This window comes from Pedobacter alpinus (genome assembly GCF_042684645.1).
GTDB lineage: Bacteria > Bacteroidota > Bacteroidia > Sphingobacteriales > Sphingobacteriaceae > Pseudopedobacter > Pseudopedobacter alpinus.
Genome location: NZ_JBHULV010000008.1, coordinates 191,395 through 218,207, shown reverse-complemented (window position 1 = coordinate 218,207; position 26,813 = coordinate 191,395). Strand labels below are relative to the sequence as shown.

The window sequence follows — 26,813 nt, the reverse complement described above, 5'->3', positions numbered from 1 at the left end:
GCAATTTTATAATCATAAAAACTTTAAAATAAATCTGTGATTAATGAAGGATAAACTCCTAAAATAACTGTAGCTATTACAGAAGCACCAATAACCAATTTATAGTAACCAGAAGAAACCAATTCTTTGCGTTCTGCATCTTTAAAATACATGGCTACAATTACTTTAAAGTAATAGAAAATTCCGATAATAGCATTGATAATAGCCATAACTATTAACCATGTATGGTACTGCTCTAAAGCTGCTGAAAACATAAAGAACTTTCCAATAAACCCTGCCGTTAAAGGGATGCCAGCTAATGAAAGCATTGCTACTGTTAATACAAATGCTAAAAATGGGTTCTTTTTTCCTAAACCATTAAAGTTTTCAAAGTTTTCTCCCCCTGTTTGTTCTTTCACTAAAATCAACACTGCAAAAGCAATTATTGAGGCTACAGAATATGCAGCAGCATAAACAAATACTGAGTTTATTGAAGTACTACCTAAAGCTACAATTGCAAAAAGCATGTAACCCGCATGAGATATACTTGAATAAGCCAACATTCTTTTGAAATTGCTTTGATAAAGGGCAGTAATATTTCCAATAAACAATGTTAAGATTGTTATCACTAATAAAGTTGGCATCCAAAAATCTGCTAATGGAGCAAAACAGGTGGCAAACAAACGCAAGAAAGCAGCAAAACCAGCAGTTTTAACAACTGTTGACATAAATGCTGTAATTAACGTTGGCGAACCTTCATAAACATCTGGTGTCCAGAAATGAAAAGGTGCAGCGCCAATTTTAAAACTTAAGCCAACCATTACTAAAACAATACCCACATAAAACATTGGGTCTATTCCCTCGGCGGTTGGCCTATCAATAACGTATTGAGCAATTACGCCTAAATCAAAAGAATTAGAAGCTCCGTATAATAATGCGATACCAAATAACAAGAAACCTGTTGAAAAAGCACCCATTAAAAAGTATTTTAGAGCTGCTTCATTCGAGGCAAAATCTCTTTTTTTAATACCTGCTAAAATGTATAAACTTACCGACATGATTTCTAAACCTACAAACAGCATAGAAAGATTATGGTATGAAACCATAACAACAACTCCCACAAGGGCAAATAGCATGATTGTATAATACTCGGCTACGTTTTCACTAATTTTTTCAAAATACGATTTTGATAATAATAGAATAAGAATAGTAGAAATAATAGTTAATGCAGAAAACGCTACAGCAAAATTATCAAAAAGCATCATTCCACTAAAGATTGGGGCAGCACCGCTATTCCACTCCATAATAGCTAAAACTAAAGCGCCTAACAAACCAAGGATACTTACCGGTAACAATGCATTTTTTGCTTTAAATAATCCTAAATAAAGGACTATAAGAGCTAAAATTGATATAACTATTAAAGAATTCATTCTTAAAATTAAAATGCTAATTTATTATTTACTTGACTGATTAATCCGTTTACCGCAGCTTCAGAAATATGAAGAATAGGTTTAGGATAAACTCCAATCACAATTACTAAAGTACAAACAATAGCTAAAAGAGCTATTTCTGTACCTTTAATATCCTTAAAAGATGATGTTAAATCATTTAACTGACCTTGCATAACATCTTTATACATTCTTAACATATACACAGCGCCAAGTATGATGGTTAAACCAGCAATTGCACCAGCCCATATTTGATATTGATATACAGCGTTAAGCAGTAAAAACTCGCCAACAAAACCATTTGTTAACGGTAAACCAACTGTACCTAAAAGGATAATTAAAAATGCTATTGAGAATTTTGGGGCAACTTTAGCAATTCCACCCATGCTTGCAATTTCTCTTGTATTTAATCTGTTGATGATGATATCCATCACAAAAAACAAACCTATAACGTTTATTCCGTGGTTTAACATCTGTATCATTGCGCCTTGTAAGCCTTCTACATTCCAAGCAAAAATACCTGCTGCAATTAAACCAACGTGGCTAATTGAAGAATAAGCAATTAATCTTTTAATATCCTTTTGTTTAAAAGCGATAATTGCTGCATACACAATTCCAATGATAGAAAGAACCATGGCTAATTGTTTCCACTCCATAAAACCTAAAGGCACTACAGGGATTAACCATCTGATGACTCCATATATACCCATTTTTAGCATAATACCTGCTAATAACATTGTCCCAATAGTTGGAGAATCTGTGTAGGTATCTGGTTGCCATGTATGGAAAGGAAAGATTGGCATCTTAATAGCAAATGCAATAAAGAAACACCAAAACAACCATCCTTGAGAAACAGCATCTAAATTAAGCGCATAAAATGCCTCTAAATCGTAACTGTTATTTGGAGTTTGCAAATGCAGATAGATAATACCTAAAAGCATAAACAGAGAACCTGCAAACGTATAAATGAAAAACTTAAGCGTAATTCTGATTCTATCTTCTCCGCCACATAAGGCACAAATAAAATATATTGGAATTAAAGCAGCTTCCCATCCTACATAAAATAAAAATGCATCTAAGGCTGTAAACACCACTAATAAACCTGATTGCATAAACAACACTAAAGCAAATAATGCTGAGGGATTTTTAAATTCTCGGTTAAAACCTGATAATATAATTAATGGAACTAAGCCTGTGGTTAGTAAAACCATCATCATGCTTATACCATCAATACCTGCTTTAAAATTTATACCTAATTGCGGAATCCAAGGAAAATCAACAACAAACTGTTTTGTTGCATCAGCCTCAAAATGATTAAGCATTACCAAAGCAAAACCTAAAGTTATAAGTGCACTAATTAATGCGGTTTGCTTAGCATAATTTTTGTTCAATAAACAAGCTATTGAGCCAACTAAAGGAAAAAACAATAAGATTAATAAATTCATCTATTTCTTTAATTCGGAATCTTAAAATTTAATAAAACTATATAACAAAACTGCAACTATACAAATTACCATTGCAAAAATATAGAAACCTACATTTCCTGTTTGTAATAGTCGCAATCCTTTACTGGCTTCAATCGAGCCTTTACCTAAACCATTTACTAATCCATCTATTCCAGATTTATCAATCACTTTAAAGAAAAATCCTGAAAGTGCATCTAAAGGTTTTTGAATAATGGCTGAGTAAAACTCATCAAAATAAAATTTGTTGTATGATATCTTAGCTAAAGCTGAACGAGGTTCGCTATCTGAAACAGGAACATGAGCACCTCTAACATATTTGATATATGCATAAATTATGGCTACTACAACGCCCCCAACTGAAATACCCATTAATATATATTCTGTTGAATGAGATAAAGACAATTCACCTAAACGTGAAGTTGAGCCTTCAAAAACAGGGGCCAAATAATGAGCTAACCAATGTCCACCGTGTAATGCCTCTGGCACTCCAATGAAACCACCAACCACAGAAAGTATAGCTAATACAATTAAAGGGAAAGTCATTGAAATTGGAGATTCGTGTAAATGATGTTTCTGTTCCTCAGTTCCTCTAAAAGAACCCCAAAAGGTTAAAAACATCATCCTAAACATATAGAAGGCGGTTAGCAAAGCACCAAATAAACCTATAGCCCAAAGTATTTTATTATGCTCAAAAACATGAGCTAAAATTTCATCCTTAGAAAAGAAACCTGCAAATGGTGGTAAACCAGAAATTGCAATGGTTCCCATTAACATGGTGAAAAAAGTGATTGGCAATTTCTTTTTTAAGCCACCCATGTTACGCATATCCTGTTCATTACTCATAGCATGAATTACAGAACCCGCACCTAAAAACAATAAAGCTTTAAAGAAAGCATGAGTTAAAACATGAAAGAAAGCCCCAGTATAAGCACCAACTCCTAAACCTAAAAACATATATCCCAATTGAGATACTGTAGAATAAGCCAATACTTTTTTAATATCTGTTTGTGTTAATGCAATTATTGCAGCAATAATTGCAGTTGCTAAACCAACTACTGCAATAATGCTCATGGTAATTGGGGATAGGCTGAATAAGATGTTGGACCTTGCAATCATATAAATACCTGCTGTTACCATGGTAGCAGCATGTATTAATGCAGAAACAGGTGTTGGACCCGCCATTGCATCTGGTAACCAAGTAAACAAAGGTAATTGTGCTGATTTACCTGCTGCACCTACAAATAACAAGATGGTAATTAAAGTTAGGGTGGCATCACCAGAAATCATTCCTTGTGCTTGTGGAAAAATTTCTGTAAAAGAAACACTTCCGAAAGTACTAATAATAATAAAAACACCAATTAAGAAACCCAGATCACCAATTCTATTCATAATAAAGGCTTTCTTAGCTGCATCAGCGTAAGCGCCATTGGTGTACCAGAAACCTATTAGCAAATAAGAACACAAACCTACGCCTTCCCATCCAATAAACATGATGACATAGTTTGAACCCAAGACTAATAGCAACATAAAAAACACGAACAAGTTTAGGTAAGCAAAAAACTTCCCAAAACCAGCATCGTGACTCATGTACCCAGTTGAGTAAATATGTATGAGCGAACCTATTCCTGTAATTATCAGCAGCATTAAAATGCTCAATTGATCTATTTGAAAAGCAAAAGGAATACTAATTTTACCAACTGTAATCCAATCAAAAAGAGTTATAACAACAGGTTCTGTTGCGTCAAATTCAAAAAATATCCCCAAACTTACCGCAAAAGATGCCACAACGGCTAAACTTGCTATGGTTCCAATAACTGCTTTAGGAAAAACATTTCTTCCTAAACCACATATAAGGAAACCTACTGCGGGAAATAACGGAATTAACCAAACTAAGTCTATCATTTAATCTTATAAAAAATTACCACTTTAACCTATTCAATACATTAATATCAACAGAACTGGTATTTCTGTAAACCATTACTATAATAGCTAAACCAACAGCCACCTCGGCAGCGGCTAAAGCCATAATAAAGAATACGAATACTTGCCCAGATGCATCACCGCTGTAAGCAGAAAATGCTGTCAATAATAAGTTAACTGCGTTTAACATCAACTCAACCGACATAAAAATGATGATTGCGTTTCTTCTTATCAAAACTCCAATAACTCCAATTGTGAAAATAATTGCACTTAATAAAATATAATGATTAAGTGGAACTACTTGAATAGTTGCTGAAATATTATCCATTATGAGTTCTTTTGTCTTTTTTAGCTAATAATACTGCACCCACTAGGGCGGTGAGTAAAAGAATTGATGATAATTCGAAAGGCAATAGGAACTCGCTAAAAAGCACTTTTCCTAAATTTTCTACTAAACCAATATCAGAATTTGGGAACTGGCTTACCGCCGATGTTTGCATTGCTTTGAGAGCACCAACTAAAGTAACCAATAAGCTACCACCAGCTATAACCCCAATAATCATTGCCAATTTTGATTTAAAAGGCGTTGCTTCTTTGTTGAGGTTCATTAACATCAATACAAAAAGAAACAGTACCATAATTGCACCCATGTAAACTATAAAATTTACAACTGCTAAAAACTGAGCATTTAATAAAATGTAATGGATAGTAAAGGTGAAAAATGTTGCAATTAAATACAGTACACTATAAACCGGATTCTTGGTAAAAATTACCAGAAGGGAGAATAGAATGGACAGAAATGCGACTAAATAAAATAAACTCATCTATTTGTTATCTGCGATTACCTTTTTTTGATGGGGCAAAGGTAAAATTTTTGATTAAAATTATGTTATATATTATCGAAAACTAAACTGTTGATCCTTTTAAAGCTTCCAACTCTGTAATAGGCATTTCTACCAATTTATCTTTACCGTAAATAAAATCTTTACGTAAATAATCTGCTGGTACAATTGGGCCATCTAAATAAATTGCTTCTTTAGGGCAAGCTTCTTCACACAATCCACAAAAAATACAACGCAACATGTTGATTTCATAAACTGCCGCATATTTTTCTTCTCTATACAAATGCTCTTCTCCTTTTTCACGTTCTGCAGAAATCATTGTTATTGCTTCTGCAGGGCAAGATAAAGCACATAAACCACAGGCCGTACAACGCTCTTTTCCTTGTTCATCTCTTTTTAAAGAATGCATTCCTCTCCAGTTTTCAGAAAATTCTCTTTCTTCTTCTGGGTAATGCGTTGTTTCTTTCTTTTTGAACATGTGCATAAAAGTAATGCCCATCCCTTGAAATATTGCAGGCAAATACATGCGCTCCCAAAAATTCATTGGTTTTTGTTCTAATACTTTTTTTCTACCACTTAATGATTCCATTATCATCTTTTATTTAGTCTTCTCTGCTTTTGTCACATTGAGCGGAGTCGAAATGTTATTTTTGTCAGGCTGAGCGGAGTCGAAGCCCTATAATTTATCAACTACTACTATTACTATTGCCGTTATTACAATGTTTGCAATTGCTAGAGGAATTAAAACTTTCCATCCTAAATCCATTAACTGATCATAGCGGAAACGTGGAACTGTCCACCTTACCCACATAAAAAAGAAAATGAATGCAATAATTTTAAAGAGCATAACACCAACGCCAATAAGCGGACCCCATGTTGGACCTAAAAGTTCGTTAACTGTATCCATACCTGGATAATTGTAACCACCAAAGTATAAAACTGCCATTACTGCTGATGAAACAAACATATTAATATACTCGGCAAACATGTAAGCTCCCATTTTAAAGGCAGAATACTCTGTTTGATAACCCCCAATTAACTCAGTTTCACACTCCGGTAAATCGAAAGGAACACGGTTTGTTTCTGCAAAAGCACAAACCAAAAAGATTAAAAACCCTAAAGGTTGCACTAAAATGTTCCAATGCCAGCTGTGTTGCTGCTCTACAATTACACTAAAGCTTAAAGAATTAGTTACTAGGAGCAAGGCAATAATAGACAAGCCCATTGCAATCTCGTAACTTATATTCTGAGAAGCGCCACGAATAGCACCCATTAAAGAATATTTGTTATTTGATGCCCAACCACCAATCATAATTCCGTAAACTCCTAAAGAAACCACTCCAAAAATGTAAAGAATACCTACATTAATATCAGTAACTTGTAAAGGAATGCTTCTTCCAAAAAGCTCGATATTTTGTCCGAAAGGAATAACTGCTGTACCCAAAAAAGAAACCAATAAAGCCAAAGAAGGCCCAGCAATAAACAACCATTTATTAGATCCGCTAGGAATAATTTCTTCTTTAAAAAACATTTTACCACCATCTGCTAATGGTTGTAACAAACCAAAAATTCCGGCTCTGTTAGGCCCAACCCTATCTTGAAGCCAAGCCGCAACTTTACGTTCGGCCCAGGTAGAATAAGCTGCAATAGTTAGTGTTAAAGTAAATAACACTAAAATTAAAACCGTTTTTTCTATTAAAAATGCTACTTCCATTAAAATTTAGTTGCTCTTTCGAATTGTTCTTTATTTGCTTCTATCAACTCCAGGTTCTTCTTAACAACTTGTGCTGGTTGCAATTTATCGTAATGATTAGAGTTAATTACAGATTGACGAGAAACATTTCTCGGTCCTTCAATAACCCAATCTTTAGTTTCTTTTTTATCAAAACGGCAAGTGTTACAAATAAAATCTTCTACCTCGCCATATTCATCTTTTCTTGCTGTAACACGTAAAACCTCTTCTCCTTTGTACCATAAAGTTACTTTACCAGTACAAGTTGGGCAGTCTCTGTGCGCTTCAACAGGTTTTGTAAACCAGACTCTGTTTTTAAAACGAAAAGTTTTGTCGGTTAAAGCACCAACAGGGCAAACATCAATTACGTTTCCAGAGAAATCGTTATCAACTGCTTTTTTTATGTACGTAGAAATTTCTGCGTGGTCTCCTCTTCCTAAAATACCGTGAACACGGTTGTTTGTAATTTGATCTGCAGTAAACACACAACGGTAACATAAAATACAACGCGTCATGTGCAATTGGATTTTATCACCAATGTCTATTTTCTCAAAAGTTCTGCGGTCAAATTCATAACGTGTACCCTCAGAACCATGCTCATACCCTAAATCTTGTAAATGGCACTCTCCGGCTTGGTCGCAAACTGGGCAATCTAATGGGTGGTTAATCAACAACATTTCTACAACGCCTTTTCTTGCTTCAACTACCTCTGGCGAAGTGATATTTTGCACTTCCATACCGTCCATTACGTTGGTACGGCAGCTTGCAACTAACTTTGGCATTGGGCGAGGATCCTTTTCAGAACCTTTACTCACCTTAACTAAACAAGTACGGCATTTACCACCGCTACCTTCTAACTTAGAATAATAGCACATAGCAGGTGGCACAATATCTCCACCAATTTGACGAGCAGCATTTAAAATGCTAGTTCCTGCCTCTACTTCCGTAGGAATTCCGTCTATTGTTACTTTAAATTTATCAGCCAATTTTAAAATTTTTTAAAATGTACTTTTAATGTTTTATTATTTTGGGCGTTCGAACAGGCTTTCCGCTATATCTTTTTTGTTTGTCCTTCGACTACGCCCAAGATAACAAAAAAGGATGCCGCTTCAATCCCTAACGCAAAACTATGCCTCAGTTGCTACCGGTATTGGCAAAGGATCTGCATAATGTGCCAAACCGTAATTTTGTTTAACGGCCAATTGCGGATTACTTACATGCCATTCAAACTCATCTCTAAAATGACGAATTGCACTTGCAACAGGCCAAGCCGCTGCATCTCCTAACGGACAAATGGTGTTTCCTTCTATTTGTTTAGAAACATTTACCAATAAATCCATATCGCTCATTTTACCATGACCGTATTCTAACCTATGCAGCACTTTTTCCATCCAACCTGTACCCTCACGGCAAGGAGAACATTGTCCACAAGATTCATGGTGATAAAAACGAGAGAAATTCCAGGTGTTTCTAACAATACATTGGTCTTCATCTAAAGCTACAAAACCTCCTGAACCTAACATCGTTCCACTAACAAAACCACCTTCAGATAAAGATTCGTAAGACATTAAGCGTTTATCGCCGTTAACTAAATTCAATATTAAATTAGCAGGTAATATTGGTACAGATGAACCTCCAGCAACAACTGCTTTTAGTCTTTTTCCGTTCGCAATACCACCACAATATTCGTCAGAGTAAATAAAATCTTCAACAGAAAGACCTAATTCTATTTCATAAACACCTGGTTTATTTAAGTTTCCAGAAGCAGAAATTAATTTAGTACCAGTTGAACGCCCAATGCCAATTTTAGCATATTCATCTCCACCATCGTTAATAATTGGCACAACTGCTGCAATAGATTCTACGTTATTTACCACTGTTGGGCAACCATACAATCCGGCAATAGCTGGGAAAGGGGGTTTAATTCTTGGGTTTCCTCTTTTACCCTCAAGCGATTCTAATAAAGCAGTTTCTTCTCCACAAATATAAGCTCCACCACCCGGTTGAACGTATAATTCTAAATCGTAACCAGAACCCAATATATTTTTCCCTAAAAATCCTGCAGCTTTAGCCTCAGCAATAGCTTTTTCTAAAATTCGGATTTGAGGCATCATTTCTCCTCTTACATAAATGTAACTTACCTTTGCACCAAGTGCGTAGCTCGATACAATCATTCCCTCAATTAAAGCATGAGGGATATGAGTCATTAAATAACGATCTTTAAAAGTTCCTGGTTCAGATTCGTCGGCATTACATACCAAATAACGAGCAACTCCTTCTGGCTTAGCCAAAAAGCTCCACTTCATCCCGGTTGGGAAACCAGCGCCACCACGGCCACGTAAACCAGATTTTTTCACTTCTTCCACCACCTCATCTGTTGACATGGTTTTGATAGCTTTTTCAACTGCCCTGTAGCCTCCCATTTTGCGGTAAACTTCCAAAGTATTGATACCCGGTACGTTAATATGTTCTAATAATAATTTGCGACCCATGTTTATTAGATTTGAGATTTGAGTATAGAGTATAGAGACCTTTAATAGTCCCCAATCCTATCCTCATCATCTACTTTATCATATTTTTATTTTCTTTTCCGATTTAAATTATTCGTTTGCTAAGCACTCAATACTCAAATCTCACGACTCAATACTACTTGCTCTTTAAATCTGCAATTAATCTATCTACAGAATCAGTTGTTAGATTCTCGTAGAAAGTATATTCTGGACCAATTTGTAAAACCGGAGCATAACCACAAGCAGCTAAACATTCTACTCCTCGATAGCTAAATAAACCATCGGCAGTTACTTCACCTTCTTTTACGCCTAATTTTTCGCCAATGTAGTCCATTATTTTTTCGGCACCTACTAAACAACATGGACCTGTACGGCAAACCTCTAAAACATATTTGCCTTGAGGACGCATAAAATACATGGTGTAAAAAGTAGCTACTTCATAAACTTCAATAGGCTCTATTGAAAGTATGGCAGCAACTTTATCCATTGTTGCAGAGCTTAACCAACCAAATTCTGCTTGTGCTTCGTGTAAAATTGGTAACAAAGCCGATTTTTGTTTACCTTCTGGATAACGACTGATAATTTCAGTGCATTTACTCAATAATTCAGTAGAAAATTCTACTGCTGCGGTATCTTCTACTCTAAGCATCTAATTCTCCTGCTATAATGTTCAAACTAGACATGTTAATAATGGCATCAGAAAGTAACATTCCACGACTCATTTCTGCATACATCTGATAATTGATAAAACTTGGACGGCGGAAATGTAAACGGTAAGGCGTTCTACCACCATCATTTACTAAATAAAAACCTAATTCACCGTTTCCACCTTCAACAGCATGATAAACTTCCGTTTTTGGGGTATCAACTTCGCCCATCACAATTTTAAAGTGATAAATTAAAGCTTCCATGTTATTATAAACTTGTTCTTTTGGAGGCAAATAAAACTCAGGAACGTCAGCATGAAAAATGCCTTTTGGTTCACTTTTGATTTTAACTAAAGCCTGCTCAATAATTCTTAAGCTTTGCCACATTTCTTCGTTTCTTAAAATAAAACGATCGTAAACATCGCCAGTTGTACCTACCGGAATTTCAAAATCGAAATCTTGGTAAGAAGAATAAGGCTCATTTACACGCACATCATAATCAACGCCAGTTGCTCTTAAAATTGGACCACTCCAACTATAATTCAATGCTGTTTGTGGGTCAACTGCTCCAACACCTGAAGTACGTTCAATAAATATTCTGTTTCTATTAAATAAAGTTTCAAACTCTTTTAGAACAGGTGGGAATTTTTCTAAAAATTTTTCAATTTTAGCGAAAGCGATATCATTGAAATCTCTTTCAAAACCACCAATTCTACCAATATTTGTGGTTAACCTAGCACCGCATATTTCTTCAAAAATTTCGTAAATATGTTCTCTTTCTTCCATTAAGTAAAGGAAACCAGAGAAAGCACCTGTATCAACACCTAAAATACCATTGCAAATTAAGTGATCTGAAATACGGCTTAATTCCATCACAATTACTCTTAAATAATCAACTCTTTTTGGAGTTTGAATACCTAAAAGTTTTTCTACCGTCATGTGCCAACCCATGTTGTTGATTGGCGATGAACAGTAGTTCATTCTATCTGTTAAAGTGGTGATTTGATAAAATGGACGGTGTTCTGCTATTTTTTCAAAAGCTCTGTGTATATATCCTATGGTAGAAACTCCGCTTACGATACGCTCGCCATCCATTTGTAACACATTTTGGAATACACCATGTGTTGCTGGGTGAGTTGGGCCTAAGTTTAAAGTAATTAATTCTCCTTGCGGATCATTATCTGTATAAACGGGTCTGTTTGGCGTTGTTTCTGTTATAAAATTGCTCATGTATTTTACTTAACGTCCAAAGAAAAAATCTTTTTTATCTACTCTGTTCGGGTCTTCTAATTGATATTCTCTTCTCATTGGGAAAACAGTCATATCATCAACGTTTAATATCCTCACTAAATTTGGGTGACCTGTAAACTGAATTCCGAAGAAATCAAAAGTTTCACGCTCCATCCAATTTGCACCTTCCCATAAGGTAGTTGCAGTTGGTATTGTTGGATTAGAAACCGGAATTGAAACTTTTATTCTAGCTCTCACATTATTGGTTAAACTATGCACATGATAAACTACACATAAAGCATTTGTTTTTTCCGGATAATGAACTGCTGTTATATCAGTTAAATAATTAAACTTTAATTCAGTATCGTTTTTTAAGAAAGCCAATAAATCAGAGATTACATCTGTTGTGGTTTCAAAAGTTAGCAAACCAAAAGGCTCGGAAAGATTGTTGAATTTTTCTCCAAACTGAGCGGTAAGCTTCTCTGTAATATGTTGATTAGATATTTTACCCATTACTGGATTCCGTATTTAGCTAATAATTCTGTATATTCTGGAGAATCTCTTCTTCTTAAAGATTCTGTACGTACTAAATCTTGAATTTTATTAAATCCGTTGATAATAGCTTCTGGACGTGGAGGACAACCAGGCACATAAACATCTACCGGGATAATTTCATCAATACCTTGTAAAACAGAATAAGTATCAAAAATACCACCGCTACTTGCGCAAGCACCAACAGCAATTACCCAGCGTGGCTCTGCCATTTGGATATAAACTTGTTTTAAAACAGGTGCCATTTTTTTAGCAATGGTACCCATTACCATTAATAAATCTGCCTGACGAGGAGAGAATGATGGACGCTCGGCCCCAAAACGAGAAAAATCGTAGTGAGAACCCATTGTTGCCATAAACTCTATACCACAACATGAAGTAGCAAAAGGAAGTGGCCAAAGAGAATTAGCTCTTGCCATGCCAATTACTTTATCTAAAGAAGTAGCAAAAAAACCTGATCCTTCAACCCCGGCTGGTGCTTCTACTAAATTTATATCGCTCATAATTTGTATTCCTTTTCCAATAAACCAAAAAGGCTAATTGGTGTTTTACTAAGTCGCAAATTTATTAAGTTTATAACAATCAAATGCTTCCTATTACTATTTAGAACATTTCTACTTAATCCCAATCTAAAGCCTTTTTCTTTATCACATAAATAAAGCCTAAAAGTAATGTTCCCATAAAAATGAACATTTCTATTAAGCCATTTAAACCAAACTCTCTAAAATTAACAGCCCATGGGTACATAAAAATTACCTCAATATCAAACAAAACAAACACAATAGCTACTACAAAATACTTAATAGAGAAAGGCTGACGAGCGTTACCAATTACCTCGATACCTGATTCGAAGGCGGTTAATTTAACATCTGTAGTTTTTCTTTTTGGCCCAATCATGTGCGTTAAAATCATGGTTAATGCCACAAAACCTAAGGCAACGGCTAACTGAATAATGATTGGTAAATAATTAATTGGAGTGCTTATTTGTTCCATATTCTATATTAATGTTGCAAATATAGTGTAAAGCGTACAATATGTAAAATTTGAAAGGTAAATATGTTATAGAGTTAAGTAACTATTTATTAAAATTTGATGTAACCAATCTAAATTATAAACGTCTATGGTAATAATAAACTAATATTGTGAACAAAAACAACTTCATTTAAAAAATTTATACTATGAAAAGATCAATACTTCTATTACTAATCCTATTAGGGTCTTATTTTCAAAATTTTTCACAAACGAGAAAGACAAACTTTGGATTTGAGATTGGAACTTTACAAGGAGTTTCTAATAATAAATTCACAAATCAATTTAATGCTGTTAGGGTAAAATTATCTGGGTATAGAATGACCAATACAAAATACGGCTTTGGTATATCTATAGGTACAGATGCATACCAACGCTCCAATTACAGCTTTGATTTTTATAATACTTTACCTTTTAATTTGAATGGCATTTATTTTTTCAAACCTTCGCAAAAAGGTTTTTTTACTAATGTTCATATTGGTTATGCTGTAAAACTATTCGACAATTTTGAAAAAGGATTTAATTCGGGCATTAATCTAGGGTATGGTTTTGGAATTGGGGGAAAAACAAGATTGAATATTAAAACAGGTTATAATTATCAATCTATTCATAATGGAAAATTTTCTAATTCAGCATATAATGATTTAAAACTTCACAGCATTCCATTAACAGTCGGATTAAGTTTTTAAAATTGAAATTATTATTAGAATAATACTTTTAACGAGTTTTGTTCAAAATTCTATTGGACAAAACTCGTTATATTTTAAGATAGCTAAGCAAATAATTAATGCTGAAAATTTAAGTTTTACAAATACAAAGCCTTTGAGTGCAGAGCTTAGTTATCAATAAAATAAATCTCTAACAGGGTATAGCACTTCAATAACTTTTATTGGAAATATTTATGAACAGTCTGATTTATTAAATTCAATTAATTTTTATGATGAAAATAATGTATTTGTGGTAAATGGTTATTTTGGTGTTTCTTTTGGTCCAGCTTTTAACTTTCCATTATCAAACAGTAATACACTTAGGGTTATTCATGCTTTAAATTTTGAAGCCAACTGATCCCAAATAATCTACATTTTAAACATTATGAAGTTGAAACATCATTTAGAGATGAAATGTTTTTAAGCATTAGAAATCAAATAAAACTAAATCTCCTTAAAACAAAGAAAGGCACCCTCTCGAGCACCTTCTTCCCTATTCTCAAATTTGAGAATTACATTTTTAAACCTATTTCTCTTAGTCTTTCGTCTAAATATTCGCCAGCTGTAATATCAGTAAAAGCTTTAGGATGTTCTGCATCTATACAAGATGGTAAACAAGTTAAATCCATATTAGATTTTGGATGTAAAAAGAATGGAACTGAGTATCTTGAAGTTTTCATTAACTCACGAGGTGGATTAACCACTCTGTGCGTTGTAGAACGCAATTTATTATTTGTTAAACGTTGCAGCATATCGCCTACGTTTACTACAATATCTGCTCCTTGTGCTGTAATTGCAAACCATTCGCCTTCACGGGTTAAAACTTCTAAACCATCGGCACTTGCGCCAATTAATAAAGTAATTAAATTGATGTCTTCATGCGCTCCAGCCCTTACTGCATCAGCAGGAAGCGCATCTGGGTTTTCTATAGGAAAGTAATGAATTCCTCTTAAAATAGAATTTCCGTTATGTACTTTATCTTCAAAATAATTTTCTGACAAACCTAAATAAACAGCTATCGCATTTAAAATATGCTTTCCGGCTTTTTCTAAGCTTTGGTAAGTTTCTTTGGTAACCGAGTTAAATTCTGGAAACTCATCAACTTCTATGTTATCTGGATAATCGGCCTTAATTACATCTCCGTCTTCTACATATTGACCAATTTGCCAAAATTCCTTTAAATCTGGGGTTTTAGCATCTTTTGCTTTTTCTCTTCCTTTTGAAGTATAACCTCTTTGTCCGGCTAGCTCTACTTTTTCATATTTTAACTTGCTATCATCTGGCAAAGAAAAAACATTTTTAACTTGTTGATAAAGCTGTGTAATTAAATCCTGACTTAAACCATGATTAGTAATAGTTACAAAACCAGTATCATTAAAAGCACTTCCAATATCATCAGAAAATTTTTTCTTTTGCTCTGGTGTACCGTTTAAATAATCATTCAAATCTAAACGCGGAATATTTACTTTATTAGCCATAATAAAACATTTTATATAAATTTAAATGTAGCTTAAAATTGTTAATAAGTGCAAATTAAAAAACACTTCATGTGTAAAAATAGTTGATTTATAGGTTTTTATGTTTTCCACATTATTGCAAATAAACGTTTTACTATAGATTAATGAATTTAATAGGATTTTTAAAACTAAAAAAGCCGAAATCAAGAATTATATTCTTGACCTCGGCTCACCCTAAAAATATTTTTATTTATTGTGGTAATAATACTCTATCAATAACATGTACAACTCCGTTTGTAGTTTGCACATCTGGTATTGCCATATTTGCAGCAGTTGCATTGCCTCTTCCTTTAACACTTAAAACACCTTTGTTATAAGCACCTAAGGTAATAACTTGTCCGTTTAATGCAGTAATATCGCTTGCAAATAACTCAGAAGTAAATTTACCACCACCTTGTAAATTAAACACATGTGTTAATAAAACTTGAGTTACAGTAGCTTTATCTAATTTTCTGATATCAGCTGGATTATCAATTGCCACACCTAAAATTTTCCCTAAATCTTTGAAAGCTTGATTAGTTGGTGCAAAAACTGTATAGTTTGCAGTTGGGTCTGCTAAAGCAGCTACCAAATCAGCATATACAACAGCCTCTACTAAAAAGCTTAATTCTGGATTTACAAAGCCTTTACCTTGTGCAAAGAAAATTGCAGTATTTGCAATATCAGCACCAGATGCTAAGATAACTTTATCAATTGCATGGATGGTACCATTATCTGCTTTAACATTAGTTGCGATTATTTTAGAACCGTTAACAAATAAATCACTTCCTCTACTTATGATTCTTTTAGTTGGACCTAATAAAGATGGTACTGCAACACCGTTAGTTAAAGCTGACTCTAAAGTATTACCATTGCTAACATGGTAAACCAAAACGTTTGTTAAAAATGCTTTTTGTAATGCATTTAAATCTTGAGGATTAACTAATCCTAGTTTAGCAAAGGCTTCATTAGTTGGTGCAAAAACAGTATAATTACCGCCAGAATTTGCAGCTGGATTCTTTTCTGATAGCACTCCAGCAACTCCACCCCTAATAGCGGCTGCTTCTAGTTGACTAAATCCCTTTAAGCTAACAGCTACTTGAGAAATTGTTGGGTCAAGGTCATCGTCTTTTTGACAAGATGTTACAACTGTTGACAATACTACTGCAAATAATGCAATAATGAATCCTGATTTTATAAGTTTATAATTTTTCATTTTATTTTTTTAATGAGTTATTAAATGATTGAGTTATTTCCGATAAGCAATCATTGTTTTGAACACATATACGTACGTTGTTTATGTTTAGTTTTTAGGTTTTAAAAAAAAGTTTAAAAAATAAAAACCAAATGTTTATTTAATTTCGTAATTCTGTTCAAACGATGTAATTATACGAACATACATTGAAACAAAAAATTCCGATAAGCAATAAAATTAGATTAATTATTAACAAAAACTCAAATTAAAATAAAATGAAAATATTTACAAAATCAGCAATATTAAGTACTGGCCTTATCATAGGATTAAGTATAAGTTCTTTTGCACAAACGCCATTAAGCGGTTTTATGCAAGGTAAAAAAGGTGGAGGATTAACTTTTTCTTTAACTCACGAAAATTATAAAAGTGTTTACTTAGTTCCAGAAATAGTTGATGAAACTCCAATTTTTGGATCAGTTTCTACCAATAGTTTTAATATTTATGGTAATTATGGCATATCTGATAAATTAGATGCCGTTGTTTCTTTACCTTTTATACAAACAGTTGGATCAGCAAATCCGGCAACATTACAAGGAATTCGTTCTAATGGAGGAGATTATAGCAACCAAATTGAAGGAATGCAAGATATTTCTGCCTTCTTAAAATACGAATTTGCTAAAGTTGGTAACGTTTCTTTTCAAGGATCTTTAGGCTTTACCACACCACTTGGAGATTATAAAGTTGATGACGAATTACAATCTATTATAGCAATTGGTAATAGAGCTACAACTTTAAATGGTATTTTGTTAGCGCATTTTAAAGATGAAAGAGGTTTCTTTATAACAGGACAAGCTGGTTACAGTGCAAGAACAACTGATGTGCCTGATGCAATTTTAAGCGAATTAAAAATTGGTTTTGCAGCAGATAGATTTTATATTGCAGGACAAGTAGGCAACCAAACATCAACTAGTGGTACAGATATTTTAAGACCTGGTTTTAACAACGATTTTACTGCAACAAAAGTTAATTATACTAAAGTAGGAGGAACTATTTACACTCCAATTGACGGTAATTTTGGAATAAGTGTAAGTGGTGGTGGTATTGTTGACGGTAGAAACGTTGGTAAATCTTACTATGGTTCTGCAGGTTTAACTTATAAATTCATTTACAAATCTTTAACTAAATAAGATTTAGAGTATAAAGCTAAAGGCTAAAACTTTCAATATTTTTAAAAATCCTTGGTTAGTCCCAAGGATTTTTTTTTGAAAATACTTTTATATTAATTTAATTTTAACTCAATTACTGTTATTTCTGGCCAAATACCTATTCTACCAGAAAAACCTAAAAAACCAAAGCCTCTGTTAATATATAAGTATCTATTATTTTCTTCTTTTAAACCTGCCCAATGTTTATACCGATATTTCACCGGGCTCCATTTAAAGCCAAAAGCTTCTATCCCAAACTGCATTCCGTGGGTATGCCCACTTAATGTTAAATTTATTTTCGATGCGTGATTTTTTATCTGTGCATCAAAATGAGAAGGATCATGCGATAGCAAAATTTTAAAATCATTTACCTCCGTTCCACGCAATGCTTTATTTAAATCTCCTCTTTCACCAAAGCCAATTCCCCAGTTTTCTACACCTGCTAAAATAATTTTCTGATTATCTTTTTCTAAAACTATGTGCTCATCAAGCAAAAGCTTAAATCCAATTTGATGATGATACTTTTTTAATTGATTAAGATTATCAATTTTACTTTGTGGGTTTTCCCATTGTATATAATCGCCATAATCATGGTTACCTAAAATGGAAAATTGACCATAAGGTGCTCTTATTTGATTAAAATATGGAATCCAAGGTTCAATTTCTGAAGCTTTATTGTTTACTAAATCGCCTGTAAAAACAAATCAATCTGCTTTTTGCTTATTTACTAAATTTATTCCTCTTTGTACTGCTTTTGCGTTATCAAAACTTCCTGCATGAATATCAGATATTTGTATAATCCTAAAACCATCAAATTCTTTAGGCAAATTTTCAAAAAACAACTTTTGCTTAATTACTTTGTAAGCGTACTTCCCTTTAAATATGCCATGAATGAACAAAATTAATATTATTGAAAAGCTGATAAATGCAATTACAGAAAAGCCAAATATTTTAGGTGGTAAAAAATCTCCGTTTTGATGATGGTTACCAAAAATAGCTAAGCCTAAACGAGTAATATCTCCAATTAAATTAATGATGAAAAAAATAATTTGAGCAACAAAAACTGCAAAAAAAACATGAACAGCTATTTTAAAAAACCTATCCATTCCGTTTTTAGGAATTCTAATGAGCGCCGTAATTAAAGCAATTATTATAGCTAGACAAGCAATTATATAAATTGGTTTAAACAAATAAGTTTTAAACAATACACTCATGCCTTCTTGTACATACCAACTGATGAATACTAGCAGAAAGCTAATGAGCATAAAAGGAATTAATTTAACGCTCTTTTTCAAATTTATATGAGTTGGTACAAATTGGTTTATTAAAAAATGGCATCAAATGATTATAATTTGATGGAGATAAATTCGAAAATTTAAAATTTAACGAGGTATTTTAAACATTATACCAAGTGCCAAACTTTGGCTAGATTGTATTTTGCCACTAAAATCATCATCGTATAAAGCTGTTGTAGCTACAGTAACGTTTATTAATCTATTCACTTTTGCAGTTACGGTAACATCTAAACGTTGGTCTATATTATTAAGTTTTTCGTAAGCAGCAAATAGTAAATACCTTGCCTTTAAGTTTAAGTTTGTGGCAACATCTTTATCAAAATTTGCTACACCTTGAAAAGCCAATTCGTTTCTGAACCGCTTGCCAACAGGAACACCAAAGTTTTTAGGATTGTTTCTGTAAAGTGTAGTATCTAATAAAAAAGTTTGTCTTGCGGTACCTGTTCCTAACCTTAAACTAAAAAATTTTTCGGGTTTATATTCAAAACCTACAGATTCTGTAAGGTAACCAGGTGACATAAATTTTGAAATAATTTTACGAGTTTCATTATTTGATGCATCTTTTCCATAACTAAAACCCGCATCAAATTGTGATTCAAAACTGATAGAACCAAAGAAACTCCAATTTTCTGATATGGGTAAACCAGCTTTGTTATCCCAAAATATTCGATCGTTTGTTTTTCTTTCTAACTGATCCTGATTTTTTAGCTTACCATATTGTAGTAAAACCTCAGAGGTGAAGTTTCTACCTTCTTTATTATATTCTGCTTTATAATTCAAAATGGAACTTAAAGCAATGGAATTTACTCCACCTCCGCTCCAATTCTCACTAAATGCGGCCTGATTAAGGTTAATCCCGAAATTAAGTTTGGTTTTCCAATAATTAACTTTTAGGTTAACAAAGCTTTGTTTAAGCTGTCTTTTGTAAATGAAAAAAACAGGTGGCCGGCTATAGAAAGGATTTTTTCTAATTTGAATTTCTTTTACAACAATAGAATCTACTCTGTTAGCTGTTTGTGCAGTTGCACTTTTTGTATTGCCACCTATTAAAGCTAATAAAAGGACAATACAATAAGTTTTAAAGCTATTCATGCCGCAAAAGTGTTAATTTATAAAGTTTAAAAAAAATGAAATGTGAATTTTTGAAAAAGTGTTAACGGAATTGTATGGGGTTTCTTATGAATTTTGGCAAACAAATAAATCAGGATCCTCGAAAAGAGAGACCCTTGGACAAAATCGTTTTTGATAATTTCAGTCTATAAAATTTAAAAACTAACTTTTAATCCTACGCCGTTATTTGAAATTCTAAGGTTATACTGAAGATTGTTTCTACTAGTCTGCCTTAAACCGTTATTATAGATTGAAACCGCCTTGTTAATGTGCTTTACCCTTCCGATTTCAAATGGAATGGATAATCCTAATAAAGCAGTAGCGGCACTAAGCGCTCCCCAATTGGGTGATGACCTAGTGTAGCTACTCGCTAATTGATAACCAAAAATGAAACCAGATGCACCTCCGAATATTGCCGAGAACACCCAATTAGTGTTTACTAATTTTAAATCCGCATGGGTTTCTGGATTTGAACTTAACAGCTTACTTAAGCCTCTTCCGTTACCTATGCTTTTTCCGTCTTTTAAATAAATGGTGCCAAATATGTGTTTTTTAACCTTTATGGTGTCTTTAATTACCTGAGCTTTAGAAAAGCTGGCACTAAAAGCTATTATTAAAATAATGGCTATTAAATTTTTCATACTGTTAATTAGGGTAAAAACAATTTGACTTATGGTAGGTGTTATCACCGTACCATTATATTTGAGTTATCTGAACTTAAAATCTGCTTTATTTCAAATTTTATATTCTTAATTAAAGAACAAATATTTAGTGGTGCGGTGATAACACCGACCACAAGAAGAAATAAAAGGACAATACATTAAGTTTTAAAGCTATTCATGCCGCAAAAGTGTTTATTTATAAAGTTAAAAAAATGAAATGTGAATTTCTAAAAAACTAGTAACGGAATTATGTAGGATTTTTTGTGAATTTTGTGTTTTGAATTGATGAGTTTTACACACGTATCACAAATAATTTTTCAGATTCCAAACTATTTGTTTTTTAGGTTTTGTATATCATCAATGTCCTTAGGGCGAAACGAGGCCTCTTTGGCTCTTATTAAATCATTGAAATTTATACATTTAATTAAAAGTCCATCATCTTCAAAATCCACTGCATTTGGATAACACTCTTTAAAATCTAAACCTTTTAATTTAACCATTACATCAATAGCTGATGGCGGAATACCAAATGTAAAAACATCCCAATTTGGATGAGTTAAAAAATTAGAATCGGTCATGTCAAATACAGGCATTCCGAAATTAGAGAATGCGAGTTTTATCTTTTCATAATTATCAGCACTTCTATCTACCCAAATATCCATATCCCCAGTAGTTCTAGAATATCCATGAAGAATTACTGAATACCCTCCTACCAGAATATATTTAACATTGGCATTATTTAGTGCCTCAATAAAATCTCTAAAATCTTGATTGAAAATATTGCTCATATTAACTTCTTGAGCGAGTTGTAAATTTTGTTCTATCTAACCGTGGAGGGTTATTTTCTGGATAATTAAAAGCAATACTATTTAAATAATTCGCAATCTTAATACGTTCTTGCCAAGTTAAAGATTGATAATAAGTAGCATGATTAGCCGCTTCATCAGCAGTTTGGGCTTTAAATTTTGTTCTATCTAATCTGAATGATGACATGTACAAATTTAGTTATTTCATTCATCAAATCACCACCGGATCTCTCATTTGATCCAAAGCAGAAATTGCATAGTTAATATTACTAATATCCTCTATAGCAATCCTCAAAGTATTTTTAATCTCTTTGACTTATGGTCGGTGTTATCACCGTACCATTATCTATAAATTAAGAGTTATCTGAACTTAAAATCTACTCTGTTGACCTATGGTCGGTGTTATCACCGTACCATTATATTTGAGTTATCTGAACTTAAAATCTGCTTTGTTTCAAATTTCATATTCTTAATTAAAGAACAAACATTTTAGTGGTGCGGTGATAACACCGACCACAAGGAGAATAAGTAGCATGATTAGCCGCTTCATCAGCAGTTTGGGGTTTAAATTTTGTTCTATCTAATCTAATCTGAATGATGACATGTACAAATTTAGTTATTTCATTCATCAAATCACCACCGGATCTCTCATCTGATCCAAAGCAAAAATAGCGTCATCAATATTTCTAATATCCTCAATTGCAATACGCAAAGTATTCTTAATTTCTTTTAAATTTACTTTTCTAGGGTTTTGAGCTGCAAAACTCAATATTTTACCAAAAGCATCTGTTTCAAAATATTTGGATTGTTTATCAGAAATGAAATAACCTCTTAAAATACCTTTTTTCCAACTAATTTTTTCTAAACCAATTTCTTTTCCAATCCATTGCAGCTCAACTGTACGCAATAAATCTTTCACTTGCCTTGGTAATGGGCCAAACCTATCATGTAAGCCTTTTGCAAAAATATCTAATTCGGTTTGAGTTTCAATTTTAGAAAGTTCGGTATATAAATTATAACGTTCTTGGATATTGGTGACATATTCATCCGGAATCATCAGTTCCATATCTGTATCAATTTGCGTAAAGCTCACGAAGGGACGAGGTTTTTCATCGGCAAACAAACCTTTAAATTCGTCTTCTTTTAATTCCTGAATGGCTTCATCCAAAATTTTATGGTACATATCAAAACCAATTTCGGCAATAAAACCGCTTTGTTCTGCACCTAAAAGGTTACCGCTTCCGCGGATGTCCAAATCTCGCATAGCAACGTTAAAACCGCTACCCAAATCAGAAAATTCTTCAATAGCACTCAATCTTTTTCTAGCTTCGGGAGTTAGTGTTGATAATGGCGGACTTAACAAATAACAAAATGCTTTTTTGTTAGAACGCCCAACTCTGCCTCGCATCTGGTGTAAATCACTCAAGCCAAACATGTGGGCGTGGTTAATTAACATGGTGTTAGCATTGGGTACATCTAACCCTGCTTCAATAATAGTGGTAGCAACTAAAACATCGTATTTACCGTCAATAAAATCAAGCATAATATCCTCTAATTGATCTCCCTCTAACTGCCCGTGAGCGATGGCTATACGAGCTTTTGGAACCAATTTTTGAATTAAACCACCCAATTGACGTAAATCGGCCACACGGTTATGGATAAAGAAAACTTGTCCATCTCTATCCAACTCAAATTCTACTGATTCTTTAATTAATTTCTCGTTAAAAACATGTAATTCTGTTTGTACAGGTTGCCTATTTGGTGGCGGCGTTTGCATAATTGATAAATCCCTTGCACCCATTAAAGAAAAATGTAAAGTACGAGGAATTGGTGTTGCTGTTAAAGTTAAGGTATCTACATTAGCTCTAAATTGCTTCAATTTTTCCTTTACAGTAACCCCAAATTTTTGCTCCTCATCAATAATCAGTAAGCCTAAATCTTTAAACTTTACGTCTTTGCTTACCAATTTATGCGTTCCAATAATAATATCCACCTTACCGGCTTTTAAAGCTTCTAAAGTATCTTTTACTTGCTTTGGGGTTTTAAAACGGTTTATATAATCTGTACGGACAGGGAAATCTTTTAAACGTTCATTAAAAGTTTTGTAATGCTGCATGGCTAAAATAGTAGTCGGCACTAAAATAGCGACTTGTTTTCCATCTGTTGCGGCTTTAAATGCTGCTCTTATGGCAATCTCTGTTTTACCGAAACCAACATCACCACAAACCAATCTGTCCATGGGATGCGGAGATTCCATGTCCTTTTTCACATCAGCAGTAGCTTTTTCCTGGTCAGGCGTATCTTCGTAAATAAAGGAAGCTTCTAACTCGTTTTGTAAATAAGTATCGGGCGAAAAAGCCATCCCTTCTTGTGCTTTACGGAGAGCGTAAAGTTTAATCAAATCGCGGGCTATGTCTTTAACTTTTTTTTTTGTTGTTTTCTTTAGTTTCTCCCAAACATCGGTACCTAATTTATTCATTTTAGGTGTGTGCCCATCTTTACCACTATATTTTGAGATACGATTTAGTGAGTTGATATTCACATACAGCAAATCATTATCGGCATAAATAAGCCTAATCATTTCCTGCACTTTATCGTTTACTTCCACTTTTTCTAAACCGGCGTATTTTCCTACTCCATGGTCAATATGGGTAATATAATCGCCTGGTTTTAAATCTCGTAATTCTTTTAAGGTAATGGCTTGTGATTTGGCATAACCACGTTTTAGTTTGTATTTATAATACCTATCAAAAATTTGATGATCTGTGTAGCAAGCTAATTTTTGTTCATAATCAATAAAACCTTCCCTAATAGAAATATTTATAGGGTTAAATTTTATCGCTTTATTCAAGTCATCAAAAATCGCAAACAAACGCTCTTGTTGTTTACTTGAATCTGTTAAAATATAATTATCAATTTTTTGCGCTTCGTTTTGTTGAAGGTTACGCATTAACAAAGTAAAATCTTTGTTAAATGATGGTTGCGGACGGGCATCAAAATTAATGGTATCTGTAGCATGATAAAAAAACTGCTTGCCAAACTCTACAATTGGGAAATCATTAAGCTGATCCGCCAACATTTTATCATCTGTAAAAGCAAACTTTGGGTCAATCCAATCGGGGTTTTGCTGTTTTTGTTGTGTGGATAAAGCTTTCCATAATTCATTTGATTTTTTGTAGCCCGCTTTAATTACATCCAAAGTAAAAGAGACATCTTTAAACCAAACAACGGCATCTTTATCAATAAATTCTAACAAGGAAATATTACTTTCTGTTAAAAATTTAGCTTGTACATTTGGTACTATCGTGATAGATTTTACTTGCTCTACCGATAATTGATCTTCAATTTCAAAAGTTCTGATGCTTTCTATATGATCTCCAAAAAACTCGATACGGTAAGGTAAATCATGTGAAAACGAAAAAATATCTACAATACCACCACGTACAGAAAATTGACCTGGTTCAAAAACAAAATCGGTACGTTCAAAATCATAATCAATTAAAAATTCATTGATAAATTCTATACTTAATTTATTGTTAATAGAAATTTCTAATGTATTTTTTTCTAAAGCATTTCTATCAATTACTTTTTCTGCTAAAGCTTCGGGATAGGTAACAATTAAATTCCCAAATTCTGAAGTGTGGTTTAGTTCGTTTAAAACCTCGGCTCGCATTAAAACATTTGCCGAATCTGTTTGGGTAAAATCGAAAGATTTGCGGTACGATGAAGGAAAAACCAATACATTTTTATCCATTAAACTTTCTAAATCGGCCTGAAAATAATTGGCCTCTTCCCTATCTGGCAATACAAAAACCATATTTCTATGGTTTAAAAAGTAACTAATGGCAACAGCAAAAGCATCTAAAGAACCTATTAATCCTTTTAACTGAATACGAGCCTGTTTAGCTTGCATGGCTTTGGTCAAGCTAATTAAGCGAGCATCAGTTTTATATTGCTCTAATATTGTTTTGATATTCATGTACAAAAGCAAATATAAGGAATGGGAATTATGTTTGCGGAAGATTTGGAAATTGTTGGTTTATAAAATTTTAATTTGGGTGTTTTGACAGCTGGCGAATATCTCTTTTTGCTGCTTGCTAAATGACAAATGCAAAAAGGATTTCGCTTCTATCCTTAACACACCTAAATTGAGTAATTAATTGCCTGTTGTGAATGTTAGCTAATTTAATGGGCTATAATTTTTTAAAAAAAATCAGAATGGTGTCTTTACCATATATTTCCAGTTCTCAATCAGTTTAATTAACCTAATTGAAATAAACTTGTTCTCTATATTAATCAAAACTACTAAATTTAGGTATTAAATAAAGTTATTTGACAAATGAAATGCTTTTAAATTAATAAAAAATGAAATTTCAATTGTATCCTTATTTGCCATTACATCGTATAGTCCTAAAACAATTAACTATGAAAAAACAAATTTTTAAACCTAAAACAATTCTATTCTACTTTTTATTAGGTGTTTTACCTTTCACAAGTATCTATTGTAAAAAAGAAAACAAGGAAATTTTTCCAAACAAAACAATATTGGGTAAATGGAAGGTCACTCATAACATGTTTGGTCCAGTAAACTATAATGAATATATAGAATATTTGCCAGATAGTATTTATTTAGTTCATAATATACAGGAAGATAGTGTATATAAAGGAAAATATTGGATTGCTGATTCTATACTTTATAAACGATATGTTTATTTAGACCAAAATACTGATGCCACGCTTCTAGTAGATATTCTTCCATATAAATTTGAATTCAAAGACATTAATACTTTAGAATTAAACCTACAATTTCCAGCTTTAAATCCTTATTCCCGTTATAAAAGAATAAACTAAATCATTATGAAAAAAAATCTATTTAGTTGCTTAATTACATGCATTGTTTTATTCTCTTTGAGCCAAGCACAAGAAAAGGAATAAATGCCCTTCTAGCCTTTAGATAATTAAAATTTGATAAAAATAACGAG

Annotated in this window: 25 protein-coding genes and 1 pseudogene; 3 read left to right on the top strand and 23 right to left on the bottom strand. The window is 33.0% G+C overall.

The window, feature by feature from the left end; translation table 11 throughout:
* Positions 1 to 23 precede the first annotated feature (23 nt).
* The 14 genes from ACFSSE_RS02035 to ACFSSE_RS01970 all read right to left on the bottom strand — a co-directional run bounded on the left by ACFSSE_RS02035 (position 24) and on the right by ACFSSE_RS01970 (position 13,319).
* Positions 24 to 1,409 carry an NADH-quinone oxidoreductase subunit N gene (locus tag ACFSSE_RS02035; protein WP_379040775.1) on the bottom strand — a complete coding sequence of 462 codons (1,386 nt, stop codon included), beginning with the start codon at positions 1,407 to 1,409 and terminating at the stop codon, positions 24 to 26.
* A gap of 8 nt (positions 1,410 to 1,417) precedes the next feature.
* The gene (locus ACFSSE_RS02030) at positions 1,418 to 2,872 is read right to left on the bottom strand and encodes a complex I subunit 4 family protein (protein WP_379040776.1); all 1,455 of its coding nucleotides are present in this window, start codon (positions 2,870 to 2,872) and stop codon (positions 1,418 to 1,420) included.
* 21 nt (positions 2,873 to 2,893) lie between these two features.
* Entirely contained in the window at positions 2,894 to 4,795 is a 1,902-nt protein-coding gene (gene nuoL, locus ACFSSE_RS02025) for an NADH-quinone oxidoreductase subunit L (protein WP_379040777.1), read from the bottom strand.
* A 16-nt stretch (positions 4,796 to 4,811) separates the two neighbouring features.
* Positions 4,812 to 5,141 (bottom strand): NADH-quinone oxidoreductase subunit NuoK, encoded by a 330-nt coding sequence (gene nuoK / locus ACFSSE_RS02020; protein WP_379040778.1) that lies wholly within the window; start codon positions 5,139 to 5,141, stop codon positions 4,812 to 4,814.
* The gene (locus ACFSSE_RS02015) at positions 5,134 to 5,637 is read right to left on the bottom strand and encodes an NADH-quinone oxidoreductase subunit J family protein (protein WP_379040779.1); all 504 of its coding nucleotides are present in this window, start codon (positions 5,635 to 5,637) and stop codon (positions 5,134 to 5,136) included. Before ACFSSE_RS02015 ends, nuoK begins: the two co-directional genes overlap by 8 nt.
* Before the next feature lie 82 nt (positions 5,638 to 5,719).
* Positions 5,720 to 6,244 carry a NuoI/complex I 23 kDa subunit family protein gene (locus ACFSSE_RS02010; protein ID WP_379040780.1) on the bottom strand — a complete coding sequence of 175 codons (525 nt, stop codon included), beginning with the start codon at positions 6,242 to 6,244 and terminating at the stop codon, positions 5,720 to 5,722.
* Between the two features lie 87 nt (positions 6,245 to 6,331).
* Positions 6,332 to 7,369, bottom strand: a complete 1,038-nt coding sequence (gene nuoH, locus ACFSSE_RS02005) for an NADH-quinone oxidoreductase subunit NuoH (protein WP_379040781.1) — start codon at positions 7,367 to 7,369, stop codon at positions 6,332 to 6,334.
* A complete protein-coding gene (locus tag ACFSSE_RS02000) occupies positions 7,369 to 8,373 on the bottom strand; it encodes a 2Fe-2S iron-sulfur cluster-binding protein (RefSeq protein ID WP_379040782.1) in 1,005 nt (334 codons plus the stop codon). Before ACFSSE_RS02000 ends, nuoH begins: the two co-directional genes overlap by 1 nt.
* A 141-nt stretch (positions 8,374 to 8,514) precedes the next feature.
* Positions 8,515 to 9,879 (bottom strand): NADH-quinone oxidoreductase subunit NuoF, encoded by a 1,365-nt coding sequence (gene nuoF / locus ACFSSE_RS01995; RefSeq protein ID WP_379040783.1) that lies wholly within the window; start codon positions 9,877 to 9,879, stop codon positions 8,515 to 8,517.
* Between the two features lie 154 nt (positions 9,880 to 10,033).
* Positions 10,034 to 10,546: an NADH-quinone oxidoreductase subunit NuoE family protein gene (locus tag ACFSSE_RS01990; RefSeq protein WP_379040785.1), complete on the bottom strand. Its 513-nt coding sequence runs from the start codon at positions 10,544 to 10,546 to the stop codon at positions 10,034 to 10,036.
* Complete coding sequence (locus tag ACFSSE_RS01985) at positions 10,539 to 11,774, bottom strand: NADH-quinone oxidoreductase subunit D (protein ID WP_379040786.1); 1,236 nt, start codon at positions 11,772 to 11,774, stop codon at positions 10,539 to 10,541. The genes ACFSSE_RS01990 and ACFSSE_RS01985 overlap by 8 nt, the downstream gene beginning before the upstream one ends.
* Before the next feature lie 9 nt (positions 11,775 to 11,783).
* Entirely contained in the window at positions 11,784 to 12,287 is a 504-nt protein-coding gene (locus ACFSSE_RS01980; RefSeq protein WP_379040787.1) for an NADH-quinone oxidoreductase subunit C, read from the bottom strand.
* Complete coding sequence (locus ACFSSE_RS01975; protein WP_379040788.1) at positions 12,287 to 12,829, bottom strand: NADH-quinone oxidoreductase subunit B; 543 nt, start codon at positions 12,827 to 12,829, stop codon at positions 12,287 to 12,289. The genes ACFSSE_RS01980 and ACFSSE_RS01975 overlap by 1 nt, the downstream gene beginning before the upstream one ends.
* A 115-nt stretch (positions 12,830 to 12,944) precedes the next feature.
* On the bottom strand, positions 12,945 to 13,319 hold the full coding sequence (locus tag ACFSSE_RS01970; protein ID WP_379040790.1) for an NADH-quinone oxidoreductase subunit A: 375 nt from the start codon (positions 13,317 to 13,319) through the stop codon (positions 12,945 to 12,947).
* A gap of 185 nt (positions 13,320 to 13,504) precedes the next feature.
* On the opposite strand from ACFSSE_RS01970, the gene ACFSSE_RS01965 reads away from it, so the two are divergent.
* Positions 13,505 to 14,044 (top strand): hypothetical protein, encoded by a 540-nt coding sequence (locus tag ACFSSE_RS01965; protein WP_379040791.1) that lies wholly within the window; start codon positions 13,505 to 13,507, stop codon positions 14,042 to 14,044.
* Between the two features lie 530 nt (positions 14,045 to 14,574).
* On the opposite strand, the gene ACFSSE_RS01960 is transcribed toward ACFSSE_RS01965, so the two are convergent.
* Positions 14,575 to 15,540, bottom strand: coding sequence for an isopenicillin N synthase family dioxygenase (locus ACFSSE_RS01960; protein WP_379040792.1), 966 nt, complete (start codon positions 15,538 to 15,540; stop codon positions 14,575 to 14,577).
* A 229-nt stretch (positions 15,541 to 15,769) separates the two neighbouring features.
* Positions 15,770 to 16,774, bottom strand: a complete 1,005-nt coding sequence (locus tag ACFSSE_RS01955) for a fasciclin domain-containing protein (RefSeq protein WP_379040794.1) — start codon at positions 16,772 to 16,774, stop codon at positions 15,770 to 15,772.
* A 254-nt stretch (positions 16,775 to 17,028) separates the two neighbouring features.
* Between ACFSSE_RS01955 and ACFSSE_RS01950 the strand changes: the two genes are divergently transcribed.
* Complete coding sequence (locus tag ACFSSE_RS01950; RefSeq protein ID WP_379040795.1) at positions 17,029 to 17,940, top strand: hypothetical protein; 912 nt, start codon at positions 17,029 to 17,031, stop codon at positions 17,938 to 17,940.
* 92 nt (positions 17,941 to 18,032) lie between these two features.
* Here ACFSSE_RS01950 and ACFSSE_RS01945 read toward each other — a convergent pair.
* The 7 genes and pseudogenes from ACFSSE_RS01945 to mfd all read right to left on the bottom strand — a co-directional run.
* Positions 18,033 to 18,650 (bottom strand): annotated as a pseudogene (locus ACFSSE_RS01945) (metallophosphoesterase); the annotation flags it as partial.
* A gap of 12 nt (positions 18,651 to 18,662) precedes the next feature.
* Entirely contained in the window at positions 18,663 to 19,253 is a 591-nt protein-coding gene (locus tag ACFSSE_RS01940) for a hypothetical protein (protein WP_379040796.1), read from the bottom strand.
* Positions 19,254 to 19,340: 87 nt separating this feature from the next.
* The gene (locus tag ACFSSE_RS01935; protein WP_379040797.1) at positions 19,341 to 20,345 is read right to left on the bottom strand and encodes a DUF3078 domain-containing protein; all 1,005 of its coding nucleotides are present in this window, start codon (positions 20,343 to 20,345) and stop codon (positions 19,341 to 19,343) included.
* Between the two features lie 173 nt (positions 20,346 to 20,518).
* Positions 20,519 to 21,004, bottom strand: a complete 486-nt coding sequence (locus ACFSSE_RS01930) for a hypothetical protein (RefSeq protein WP_379040799.1) — start codon at positions 21,002 to 21,004, stop codon at positions 20,519 to 20,521.
* A gap of 350 nt (positions 21,005 to 21,354) precedes the next feature.
* On the bottom strand, positions 21,355 to 21,813 hold the full coding sequence (locus tag ACFSSE_RS01925; RefSeq protein WP_379040800.1) for a DUF6036 family nucleotidyltransferase: 459 nt from the start codon (positions 21,811 to 21,813) through the stop codon (positions 21,355 to 21,357).
* A 1-nt stretch (position 21,814) separates the two neighbouring features.
* Positions 21,815 to 22,018: a hypothetical protein gene (locus ACFSSE_RS01920; RefSeq protein ID WP_379040801.1), complete on the bottom strand. Its 204-nt coding sequence runs from the start codon at positions 22,016 to 22,018 to the stop codon at positions 21,815 to 21,817.
* Positions 22,019 to 22,459: 441 nt separating this feature from the next.
* A complete protein-coding gene (gene mfd / locus ACFSSE_RS01915) occupies positions 22,460 to 25,810 on the bottom strand; it encodes a transcription-repair coupling factor (RefSeq protein ID WP_379040802.1) in 3,351 nt (1,116 codons plus the stop codon).
* A gap of 386 nt (positions 25,811 to 26,196) precedes the next feature.
* On the opposite strand from mfd, the gene ACFSSE_RS01910 reads away from it, so the two are divergent.
* Positions 26,197 to 26,682: a hypothetical protein gene (locus ACFSSE_RS01910; protein ID WP_379100678.1), complete on the top strand. Its 486-nt coding sequence runs from the start codon at positions 26,197 to 26,199 to the stop codon at positions 26,680 to 26,682.
* The last annotated feature ends 131 nt before the right edge of the window (positions 26,683 to 26,813 follow it).